The sequence below is a fragment of the Streptomyces sp. NPDC043812 genome (assembly GCF_056436245.1).
Genome location: NZ_JBWKCY010000064.1, coordinates 1 through 8218, shown reverse-complemented (window position 1 = coordinate 8218; position 8218 = coordinate 1). Strand labels below are relative to the sequence as shown.

Annotated in this window: 7 protein-coding genes; 3 read left to right on the top strand and 4 right to left on the bottom strand. The window is 67.3% G+C overall.

The features are described from left to right. Positions 1-104 precede the first annotated feature (104 nt). Entirely contained in the window at positions 105-488 is a 384-nt protein-coding gene (locus tag AC067Z_RS38230) for a hypothetical protein (RefSeq protein ID WP_478794258.1), read from the top strand. 425 nt (positions 489-913) lie between these two features. Here the strand turns inward: AC067Z_RS38230 and AC067Z_RS38225 are convergent, their stop codons facing one another. Next, complete coding sequence (locus AC067Z_RS38225) at positions 914-1141, bottom strand: hypothetical protein (protein WP_478794257.1); 228 nt, start codon at positions 1139-1141, stop codon at positions 914-916. A gap of 287 nt (positions 1142-1428) precedes the next feature. On the opposite strand from AC067Z_RS38225, the gene AC067Z_RS38220 reads away from it, so the two are divergent. Then, the gene (locus AC067Z_RS38220) at positions 1429-4377 is read left to right on the top strand and encodes a hypothetical protein (protein WP_478794256.1); all 2949 of its coding nucleotides are present in this window, start codon (positions 1429-1431) and stop codon (positions 4375-4377) included. Positions 4378-4421: 44 nt separating this feature from the next. Here the strand turns inward: AC067Z_RS38220 and AC067Z_RS38215 are convergent, their stop codons facing one another. The 3 genes from AC067Z_RS38215 to AC067Z_RS38205 form a co-directional block, all read right to left on the bottom strand. Next, positions 4422-5552, bottom strand: coding sequence for a hypothetical protein (locus AC067Z_RS38215; protein ID WP_478794255.1), 1131 nt, complete (start codon positions 5550-5552; stop codon positions 4422-4424). Between the two features lies 1 nt (position 5553). After that, positions 5554-6912, bottom strand: a complete 1359-nt coding sequence (locus AC067Z_RS38210; protein WP_478794254.1) for a hypothetical protein — start codon at positions 6910-6912, stop codon at positions 5554-5556. 336 nt (positions 6913-7248) lie between these two features. After that, the gene (locus tag AC067Z_RS38205; RefSeq protein WP_478794253.1) at positions 7249-7725 is read right to left on the bottom strand and encodes a helicase associated domain-containing protein; all 477 of its coding nucleotides are present in this window, start codon (positions 7723-7725) and stop codon (positions 7249-7251) included. A 181-nt stretch (positions 7726-7906) separates the two neighbouring features. Here AC067Z_RS38205 and AC067Z_RS38200 point away from each other — a divergent pair, with 181 nt between their 5' ends. Beyond that, the gene (locus tag AC067Z_RS38200; protein ID WP_478794252.1) at positions 7907-8125 is read left to right on the top strand and encodes a hypothetical protein; all 219 of its coding nucleotides are present in this window, start codon (positions 7907-7909) and stop codon (positions 8123-8125) included. The last annotated feature ends 93 nt before the right edge of the window (positions 8126-8218 follow it).

Sequence of the window (8218 nt, the reverse complement as noted above, 5' to 3'; positions counted from 1 at the left end):
GCTCGTTTGCGCAGCTCAGAAGGGTAGGAGGAGGGGCGTGCCATGACTCAATCCTTTCACGGAATAGAGTCTCTACCGAACCCGGAACGGTTCACATCGGGCCGGTGGGTACGCTGCGCCGGAACGGCGAGGAGTTCTATGTGCAGACCGCCATGGTCGGTGACTGCTTCAACACGAAGGAACGGCCCAACTACACGGCATTCCTCCTCGCAGACTGCGGCGCCCCGCACGATCAGCAGGTCGTGGGCTTTGCCAAGTCGCCCGCGGGTGTGACCTATCAGGACATCGCCGACGACAACGAGATCATCAAGATGTGCGCGAACGGCTTCGGGTCCGCGTACGCGAACGACACCCATGACCTTTGGTCCTGGCGAACCAGAAAAGATCACTGGGACGCCGGATTCCGCTATGTCATGTGTTCGGTCGCGATGAGAGACGGCTCGAAGCTACCCGGCGGGACGGTGCAGCCCGCGAGCGATGCTCCCTAGTGACCTGTCCTGCCGATCAAGGTCGCGGTTTGCGGTTCCCATCACGTGACTTTGCGGTACGGCAGTAAGTATCCGCTGGTCAGCGGGCTGTCTGCCGGGCAGGATCGCGTTCACGGGCACGAAGATCCATGGATTCATCGGGGTCAGAAACAGCCACATCGACACGAACCTGAGGACGATGAGCTGTTCTTCCGCTGGCATCCGGCCATGGCCTGGAGCACGTCTATGACGATCGGTCTCTGCGCGCACTCGTGGAGGCCAAGCCGGCCCTGTGTTGGTCGCCCGAGCATGGCCGGTTGAGTGGGAGGTGACAAAGGCGGCAGGTCCCGACGCGCACTAGGCTGCCACCGCGGCCCAGGGTCACCTTTGGCTCTGTTCTCCGGGGCACCGTGTCCCGCCAGGGACGCCCACCCAGACCGCGGTGGTCACCCGTGTTGCCGACGCTCCTGCTGTTCGAGGTCGCTGCCCTCTGCGCTGTACTCGCATCCTGAGATCAGCTTCTGGCGTAGTGCGAACAGGGCCGCGAGGTCGGCGATGTGGGTGAAGTCGCGCAGGAGGCGGTCGGTGCGTGTGTCGTCCTGAGCGCGAACGGCTTCGATGATGTCGTCGATGGCGCGTTGGACGGCTAACGGGAGTCGATCTGGGCTCGGCACCCCGCCTCGTCTACTCGGCCGATGCTGCCTCCACGCGTTCGGGCCGGTGTGCAGGGCGGCCCGAACGCACGATTGATGGCCAGCAGGCCTGCCTGTCGAGGCCGCCGGGTCCGGAGCCTGCGTGTCACCTCACCGGAGCTGAACGCGACCCTGTCCTCCGACGGGGAGCGGTGCCGTCGGCCGGGGTCGGTCTCGGCGAGGGTTCGCCCCCACGACCACCGTGGCCGCATGCACACCCTGGGACGGTGCGCGAGAATCGAGAGAGTTCTGAGCCTCGGAGTGTGGTCATGGCAGATCGGTACGGCGCCCCCCTCCTCGCACTGACGACGCTTCGCCCCGCGGACCCGGGGCGCGGCGAGGGCATCGTCCATCTCGCCCTGGATCTGCCCGACGTCGTCGCGGCGCAGGTCCGGGCCTGGGAGCTGGGGCAGCGCCTGTTCCTTCCCGGGCACGAGGCGGCGAAGCTGCTGTGGACGCTGCCCGTGGGCACGTTCCTGGACGGCCGGCTCGAGGCGTGGCGCGACATCCCCGGGATAGCCGAGCTCGATGCCGGATTGGCGGAGCTGATCACCACCGGTCGAGCAAGCTGGCCGGGCGGCCAGGGCCCTTTACAGAACTTTGTTGCCACGGCTGCCGGGCAACAGAGCTGGGCGGCCCTGTCTCGGCTGCTGAGGAAGACGGAGGTCGTCACATCCCTCAACGACCTCGTGCTGCTGTTCAAGTACGCCGCGACCGGCCGCGCCCGTCCGATCGCGCACGTGGCCGACCTCTACCGCCTGATGCGAGCCCTCTTCGCGAACACAGGTCCGGCGGACGCCAAGGAGCTGGTGGCGTGGATGAGTGCTCCGCTGGTGGTGCCCTCGGTGTTCACCGAGGGTTCCGGGCGGCGGCGCGGGCCCTCGCCGCCGGGGCCCCCGCAGAGTCCCCCCGAGCTGAAGCCGCCTGTTATCGACGTACTGGCTCCGAGGACCGCTGCCGCGCTCGCCCGGCTGGAGGCTGAGCTCGACGCCCGGGACGGGGACGACCGGACGAGCCGCCTGCGCATGATGGCAGCCGGCGTGGTCAACCGGGTCGTCGGGGTGGGGCGCCACCCCGGGGGGTCGCCCGAAGCCACCGTGATAAGCGCTTCCCCCGTGCTGGCTCCGGGTTCCGGCGCGGCTGTCGGCCGCGGCGTGATTCGCACCTTCCTGTTCGGGTCCCCGGTGCTCATCGATACAACGCAAGCGACCGCACGTCTTCGTGAGCAGCGTCGCCGCCTCGCCTCGGCGCTGGCACAGAGCCTGCCGGACCGCATTCGCGACCGACTGACGCACCTGGGTGTGGCACTGGAGGACCTGGTCCACTGGCACGACCTGCTGCCGTACGTGCAGCCGACTCCCAGCTACCTCGAGCCCGCGGGGCGCAGCGATCTTCTCCTCGTCCGGCAGCAGACGACCGGCTACCGCCGGGCCGAGATCGCGTATATCGAGAACATCCTGATCGGCGAGGAGCGCAACCGACAGCACGTCGACCGAACCGTCACGCGCACGGAGTTCTTCGAGTCCGTGGAGCGTGAGAGCGAGGTGGCCCGTGACCTCCAGAGCACCGACCGCGCCGAGTTGAGCAGGGAGGTCAGCAAGGTCGTCAGCGAGGATCTGCACCTCGAGGGCAGCGTGGAGGTGACCAGCCGAGGGCCGACGAAGATCGTGGCATCAGCCAGTGCCGCGATGGACAGGTCGACAGAGGAGGCTGCATCGACGGCGGAAGGCTATTCCCGGGAGACCATCGAGCGCGCCGTCAAGCGGACCCTCGAACGCATCACGAGGGAGACGCGGTCGCTGGTCGAGCGAGAGGTCACGGAGACCAACTCACATGGCTTCCACCGCGAGTCGGGTGAGCCGGACCACGTCGCCGGTGTCTACCAGTTCCTTGAGAGGGTCAGTCACGCCAAGATCTTCTGGTACGGGGAGCGCGAGCTTTATGACGTCATCATCCCGGAGCCGGCCGCGCTGATCTGGCAGCTGGCGATCACCCGACCCGAGATCCAGATCCCGGTGGAGGAGCCCGACCACGAGCTGTTCGAGTCGCTCACGCTCGAGAACATCGGTGACAAGCTCGAGAACGTGATCCGGAGCTTCCGGGTCACCGACATCCCGCCGCAGCCGGAGCCGACCCGGGTGGCGACCTTCACGTTCGCCGCCACTGGCGGCGGGGACGGCGCCCACCACGCCACGGCGAAGGACGTTCAGCTGCCGGACGGCTATGAGGTGACCGAGGCGACGTTCGTGGTGACGGCCGAGCAGGAGGGCGGCGACACGCCGAACGGCGGTGTCGCGGTGGGCGGCGAGGTGAAGATCTGGACTATCGCCTTGAGCGGGAACCAAGGGCAGACCAGTAAATTCTTCACCTTCCCGACCCACCTGCCCGGACCCACCGTGGCCGTCGCCTTCAACGCCGACAACTACTCCAGCATTGCCGGATCCGTCACCCTGAACCTGCAGCTGCTGGACTCCGCTCAACGGGACTGGGCGGCGACGGCGTTCGGACGGGTGGCGGAGCGCTATGAGCAACTGCGTCGCGAGTACGCCCAGGCGGTGATCCAAGCCGCCGCGAACCGGCCCGGGGAGACGATCAACCCGCCTACCGGAGCCAGGTCGGCACTGCAGCAGATCGTCCGGGCCGAGATTCAGCGTTCAGTCATCGACGTGATGCGCAACAGCCCCGTGGACTACGACATGATCGCGAGCTATCCCTACGCCAACCCCGACTTGTCGCATCCGACCATCGACTTTGCGCGTCGGGCGAGCGAGGTGCCGGAGGTGCAGTTCCTCCAGCAAGCGTTCGAGTGGGAGCACGCGGCATGGGTCCTCTACCCCTACTTCTGGGGACGGCGCAGCGAGTGGGGGCGGATGGTGGTGACCGGCCACTCCGACCCGGACTTCCTCGCCTTCCTCAACGCGGGGGCCGCGCGGGTCCAGGTGCCCGTGCGCCCGGGTTTCGAGGACCTGGTCAAGCACTATATGGAGACGGGCGAGGTGTACGCCGGCGACGGTCTGCCCAAGATCGGGGACCCGGGCTACGTCACGTTCATCGACGAACAGCTCACCTCGCTGGGTGCGCCCGGCGACGAGGTGGCCTGGCCGCCTGGCAACGTCCGCGAGTGGGACATCGTGGCCCCGACCTCGCTCGTCATGGTGCGCAGCACCACCTTGAGCGCCCTGCCGACCTGGAATCCCGATACCGGCGCGGAGACCTGAGCCTCCCGGCGCGGTTGCAGCGGGGCCACCGCAGCCGGGGGCGGTCAGCTTACGGCGGGATCGTCGTCGAGGGGGATGTCGTAGGCGTCCGCACCCGGCACGACGAGTTGGGTCGTTGTGGAGCGCCGTGCGCCTGTGGCGTTGTGGACGACCTCCAAGCCGACGAGGTACAGCCCGGCGCCCAGAGAGACCGAGGAACCTTCGCTGACCGAGCGCCGTCCGACGAGGACGTCAGCCATCGACGCCACCGCCCAGCGCAGCGTCCACTCCTCGCCGTGCCGGACGAGCTCGGTGGTCTGACCCGGTCGCAGCACCTGCGCCCGGAGGGCCGCCTCGCCTCGTTCGTCCTCCACTACGATCTCGGGCATCACGGTGTGCTCGCAGGCCGGCCACAGCCGGCGCGCATGGTGAGAGTCCTCCTCGCCGTCGTTTTCCTCGACCCTGATAACCCAGTAGGGCGACCAGAACCGCAACGCCTCGGTAGGCGGATCCGAGAGGTACACCAGGGGTGGCTCGTCGTTGTGCGGACCGGGCGCGCCCCCCTGCCGGTGGTGGTGCCCGCCCTCGTCGTCGTCCGCGTCGTGACGGTCGTCCGCCGGCCGCCAGTCGTACACCGGCACCGATCGGAACGCGCGCCATGGCCGGGTCCTGGACGAGAGCGAGGACACCATGCCGTCGGCACCGACCCGCAGCTCGACGTTCGCGCCGACGACCGGGGTCCGCTGCGAGCTGTCGCGGGACTTGGTCGGCAGCCACACGGTCCAGGTGCTGAGCCACTCCTCGGCAGGATCATCACGCCGGGGTGCCTGCCCGTCCGCGTGGGCTCTGAGCACTGGGCGGGTGACGCCTGGGCGCAACGAGTCGACCGGGAACGGAGCCAGCCGTCCCGATACCTGGGCCCCCTCGGTGCGCTCGGCGGCCGCGGCGTTCACCCGCAGCATGAAGCCGGCCGCTGCCGCACGCGCAGTGTCGGGCGACCGGACCACACCCAGTGTTGGCATCTCTCGTACGGGTGCGCCGCGCTCCCAGCGGAAGCACCCGGCCGGCAAGGACTCGAACCACGGTGATTCGGCGGGACCGGCTAGGGAAGCCAGTGCGGCCTGCAGGACGTCGGCACGGCCGTCCAACTCGTCGGAGGTGGCCAGCTCGTAGACGAGCACCTCGTCGGTCGCCATGTCAGTCCGTCCGGAGCCACGTCTGCGGAGGTCGCGGGGGGATGTACTGGGCGTTCTTGGCTCCCGGCAGCATGCGTGCCAGGAGAGGCAGGGAGCTCGGGTCCTCGTGAGGGAAGAAGAGCCCGTGCGCGAAGAGTGTGCCGCCCCACTCCCGGGTGTAGTACTCGGGGGCGGGGCACTCGACATCTTCAGGCAGGCTAATGCTGGGCTCCCCGTAGGCGATCTCGGTGCCGTTCCAGCCCGGCCCCCACGCGATGATGGTCATCCAGATCACCAGGTTGGTGCTCGGGAGCAGCGGTTTGGGAATCTGCCGGATGTCCTGCCAGACGTGGAAGAAGTCTCGGAAGAGGAACGAAGCAGGGTCGCGATCCAGTCGGTCCAGCAGGTCGGCCTTGTCGCCGAGAGGTTCGCTGCCATCGACGATGGCGAACTCGATGTTCTGATCGTAGATGCGTGCATCGATAAGTGGCTTCCCAGAGCCTCCGCGGCCGGCGAACTGCTTGCCCCCCGGCAGTATCGTGGCACCGGTCGCCGCAGTTCGTCCCCACCGCCAGTGCATGTGTCCGCCGTAGGGAAGTCCCGGGGTGAGCGGCTGGTTCTTGACGCCGTCGCGCAGCGAGTGGCTGCCCGGGAGGCTGGGGTGCGACCACTGGTGGACGTTGTCCCAGCCGACGTGCTTCCCGTGGTGCACGCCGCGCCCGCACACTTCGTACCGGACGGGTTTCTCGGCGCGCTTGAAGGTGAGCATTCCCGGACCACCGCGACCCCACAGGCCTGACCGCACGACGCCCAGCAGCCCGAGCTCCTCGTTGTCGGTGAAGATGCCGCACTGGTTACCGACCCCTCGGTCGTCGAAGCGCATATTGATACGGAACACGGCCTGGACCGCCGTGGGGTACCGCATCCGAGAGCTCTTCTCCTTGCGGACCGCGGAGGGGACGTTGAACGTCAACGTCGGGTAGAGCCGGGCGGCAGACAGCACGCCGCCGGGCTCGTGCGACGGGTCCTTGTTGTACGGCGTCAGGAGGAACGCCAGATCGAGGTCGATCTGCTGGCCCTGCTCCTGTAGCAGGTCAGGCATCCGGTAGCTGGCGGCCAGCTTCACGCGGGGCGCGTAGTAGCCCAAGGGGTCCGTGGTCCCGGTCGGCAGAGTGACCACCTCGGGAGCCGATACGACCTGGCAGTCACCGAGGCCGAAGACGTGGTAGTTCATGGCGTCGCTGCGGGGTCTGCGTAAGTCGTGGTCCGAGAAGGATGCGACCGCGATGCGCTCGACGCTGATCGAGTCTGCGAACCAGTGCCCGTCGTGCTTGATGTTTTTCAAGTGGAAGCCGGACTTCTGGTCCACGACCCCGGTCATGGCCCAACCGGTTCCGTTGGTGTGATCCTTGGTGAGATTACGAACAGCCGATGGCGACACCCAGGGAGTCTTGCCCAGGGCCGAACCAGGCGCAACAGAGGGCACAGGAGAGGCTGTGACGGACCAACGCGTGATTGGACGGCGGGATGAGGTTCCCCCGCTGCGCGGGAGGTGCTGATCAGGTGTGCACGACGGGTTGACGGGGTTTCAGGTTCGCTTGTTCGGCCGTCGCCTGCTCGGCCTAGTACTTCACTCGCCGAGCAGCCTCGGCTGACCGTGCGACAGCCGGGGCCGGGCCGGATCGCCCTGCCCGGCCCCGGCTGCTCGTCCGGACGGCTACGTCCACCGCATGCCGATCTGGGACAGTTGCTCCACTCGTTCCGGGGTCAGTGTCGCGGCTCGGGAGCGTTGGTTGCTCACCCATGCACCGAGATTCAGCGTGACGTTCCGCGGTTTCTGGTCCTCGTCGCCGTCCCCGCTGATGGTGATCGTTTCGATGTGCTTGCGCGGTACTCGAAGGTGTCCTTCCCGTTCGTGGAACTGTCGGGCGGCGGTGAGGTGCATCGCCCACTTGTCGGCCTGGCTGGTCCGCGGCTTTGGCTTCTCGTCCTCGTCGGCGGGTTCGATGCCGAGGACTTGCTCGCACATCCACTGCTGCACCGTTGTCAGCTTCTCCCAGCCGAGTCGCTGTGTCCGTACCCATCGTCCGAGGTCTTCGCCTTGGTGTACGACGACGCCGGGCTCGGTGGGCAGTTCGCCGCCGATCTCCTCCAGGTGTTGGCGGGTGAGGTGGAAGGCGCGTTGCCATTCCACGGGCCATGCCGGGCACCAGGAGGGGGCGATCGCATCGAGTTGTTAAGAGGTGAGTCTCTGGGGTGACTTGGGGCTTGAGGAACATCGGCGTCAGATCGTGCGCCTGTACGCTCCGTGACGATCTATCGCAGCGGCTGACTAGGATCACAGCCCACACACGCTCCTGGGGAGGGACAACGCGATGGAACTGGTACCGGGCGAGTACGAGTTCACCTGCGACGAATGCGACGGCGACGGGTCTGTGCAAGTTATTAGGGGCACCGACGACGATGAACCCGAGCTCGTCTGGGACAAGTGCGACGAGTGCCGCGGCGAAGGAACCGTCAGCTACGACGAGGAGGAGGCAGCAGAAGCCATCGAGGTTGGCCGCACACCGCTGCGCACGCCTTCCGCTACTTAGAGGTCGTTTTCTCCCGTTGTTTTATCCTGTGATGCGGATTTGGTTCTGTGATGTCGGATCGCGCCACGAGATGGTGGTCTCGCCGGTGAGGCG

Coding starts and splice junctions, on each gene's coding strand:
- AC067Z_RS38220 (WP_478794256.1), top strand. CDS start 1,429: ATGGCAGATCGGTACGGCGCCCCCCTCCTCGCACTGACGACGCTTCGC.
- AC067Z_RS38215 (WP_478794255.1), bottom strand. CDS start 5,552: ATGGCGACCGACGAGGTGCTCGTCTACGAGCTGGCCACCTCCGACGAG.
- AC067Z_RS38210 (WP_478794254.1), bottom strand. CDS start 6,912: ATGACCGGGGTCGTGGACCAGAAGTCCGGCTTCCACTTGAAAAACATC.
- AC067Z_RS38200 (WP_478794252.1), top strand. CDS start 7,907: ATGGAACTGGTACCGGGCGAGTACGAGTTCACCTGCGACGAATGCGAC.